Annotated in this window: 2 protein-coding genes and 1 pseudogene; all 3 read left to right on the forward strand. The window is 71.2% G+C overall.

Annotated elements, in window-relative coordinates; genetic code table 11:
- Window positions 1-1,095: pseudogene (locus ABT001_RS20925) on the forward strand (AAWKG family protein); the annotation flags it as partial.
- A gap of 159 nt (window positions 1,096-1,254) precedes the next feature.
- On the forward strand, window positions 1,255-1,707 hold the full coding sequence (locus tag ABT001_RS20930; protein WP_351279567.1) for a YbaB/EbfC family nucleoid-associated protein: 453 nt from the start codon (window positions 1,255-1,257) through the stop codon (window positions 1,705-1,707).
- Between the two features lie 2 nt (window positions 1,708-1,709).
- Window positions 1,710-2,081: a hypothetical protein gene (locus ABT001_RS20935; protein WP_351279569.1), complete on the forward strand. Its 372-nt coding sequence runs from the start codon at window positions 1,710-1,712 to the stop codon at window positions 2,079-2,081.
- The last annotated feature ends 81 nt before the right edge of the window (window positions 2,082-2,162 follow it).

Genomic DNA, 2,162 nt, shown 5'->3' on the forward strand with positions numbered 1-2,162 from the left:
CCGGCGACGGGGCAGGCCACGTCGACGGCTCCGGACGGTACGACGACGACGGAGAACCTGGGCAACCTCGGCGGTCTGAACGGCGCGAACGGCCTCGGAGACCTGGGGAACATCGGCTCCATCGATGGCCTGGAGACCCCGACGGGCGGCCACACCGGGCTCCTGAACGACGACTTCGCCACGGTGTTCTCGGACGGCAGCAAGGGTGTATTCGACCCGGAGACCGGGATGTTCACCAGCACCACTCCGGACGGCACCACGGTGGAGACCGATCTCACCCACGGCGCGAAGGTGACCAACCCGGACGGCTCCACCACCTTCCTGGACAACGGCCTGCTGAACACCTCCTTCCCGGACGGCACCAAGCAGGTCATCGACCCGGACACCGGCATCGCCACCGTCACGGATCCGCAGGGCAGGACGGAGACGGTGGATCTGAAGGAGCTCAACACACCCGTCGACCTGGACAGTCCGGGCCTGCTCGACGAACTGGGCAGCCTCGACGGTCTCGGCAGCCTCGACGGGGTCGGCGGCGGCAGCGGTGGCGGAGGCACCACCAGCCGGGACGTGCCGTTCTCCGAGCTGGGCCTCGGCGGTGGTCAGGCGAGCACCGCCGCATCCGGCGGCGGCCTCTCGGAGGCGGGCTCCGTCTCCCTGGACGGCACGGGCGGGGTCGCTCCCCTCTCCGACAGTGCTACCGCCGGTGCGGGCGCCCCGCTCGCCCCCTCCGCGGCCGGGGGCGCCCCCGGCGCTCCGGGCACGCCCGGCAGCCCCGGCATGCCGATGGGCGGGGGCATGGGCGGCATGGGCGGGGGCGCCGAGAAGGGCAACGGCGAGCGGGTACGTGCCGTCCTGGTCGACGCGGCCGAGGAGAGCGAGCGCCGCAACCGCCGCAAGCGCAGCCCGTGGAACCGGCAGGAGGACAGCGACACCTTCCTCGCCCCGGCCTCCCGGGTGACGACCACCGGCGGGAATGCCGCCGAGGAGGAGACGGAGCAGGGCGGCAGGCCGGCCACATCCGCCGACTACCTCGAGGAGGACGCGGACGTGTGGGGCACCGAAGAGGGCGGCACCCCGTCCGTGATCGGCCGGTGACCACGAGTCGGGCCCGGAGCCGGCCCACCCCCGGCTTCCGTGGCCGGGGCCTCACCAGGCAAGATCAAGGAAGCAGTTGACGGACCCGGGACCGGGACCGGACACGACGTACGGACGTACGGACGTATGCAGAGACCGACGGAGAGGGAGGGAGCGAGCATGACGGAACCGCTGGAGAAGCGCCTGGAGAAGGCCATGGCCGAACTGCAGGCGGCCCAGGAGGCGGTCGCGCGCACCGAGCGTGAGTTGCGCACGGCGTCGTTCGCGGCGCTCTCCTCCGACCGCGCGGTGCGGGCCACGGCGGGCTCGCAGGGCGAGTTGATCGGGATCGACTTCCTGGAGGAGAAGTACCGCGACATGTCACCGCAGGAGCTGGGCGCCAGCGTCCTGGAGGCGGCGAGTGCGGCACGTCTGAAGATGAACCGGCACGTGATGAAGGCGATAGCGCCCTTCGCCGAGCCCAGCAGCAACGTGCCGGAGCTGAAGGGCTTCGAGATGGACTGGGAGCGCATCTTCGGCCCCGAGGTACTGCACGAGGACGACGGGGACGCTCGCGGTGCTCAGTCCGCCCCCGCCTGGCGGGACGCCATCGGCGACGAGGGAGAGGACTGACGATGGGACAGCGGTACTACGTAGACCCGCATCGCATCGAGGCCCTGGCGAAGCAGCTCGAGGAGATCGGCACCCTGACCAGGAGCATGACCGAGGAATTCCTCGACGAACTCGCGCCCACCGTGAAGTGGCCGGGCACGGAAGGCGAGTTCGCGGAGAAGGCCAGGCCGCAGGAGCAGAAGGAACGGCAGACCACCAAGGACACCATGCTGTCCATCCGCGACGCGCTGGTGGGCATCACCGACGCCACGCTCGGCCAGGTCCGGATGATGAAGGACACCCGCGACCACAACATCGAGAACGTCGAGCAGGGAACCAACCGCATCGACACCGACGGAATCGACGGCGGCTCGGGCGGGCATGGGCGCCGCTGACAGACGCGCCGCAGGCCGCTCCCACATCACGCCGGGAGCGGCCGCTCCGTCCTGCCCGCACGGGCTCCCGGGCGGTCCCCG

Source organism: Streptomyces sp. NPDC002793, from assembly GCF_040295485.1.
In the GTDB taxonomy this organism is placed as follows: domain Bacteria; phylum Actinomycetota; class Actinomycetes; order Streptomycetales; family Streptomycetaceae; genus Streptomyces.

Excerpts from the sequence above, each read along its gene's own strand:
- ABT001_RS20930 (WP_351279567.1), top strand. The coding sequence starts at position 1,255 with ATGACGGAACCGCTGGAGAAGCGCCTGGAGAAGGCCATGGCCGAACTG.
- ABT001_RS20935 (WP_351279569.1), top strand. The coding sequence starts at position 1,710 with ATGGGACAGCGGTACTACGTAGACCCGCATCGCATCGAGGCCCTGGCG.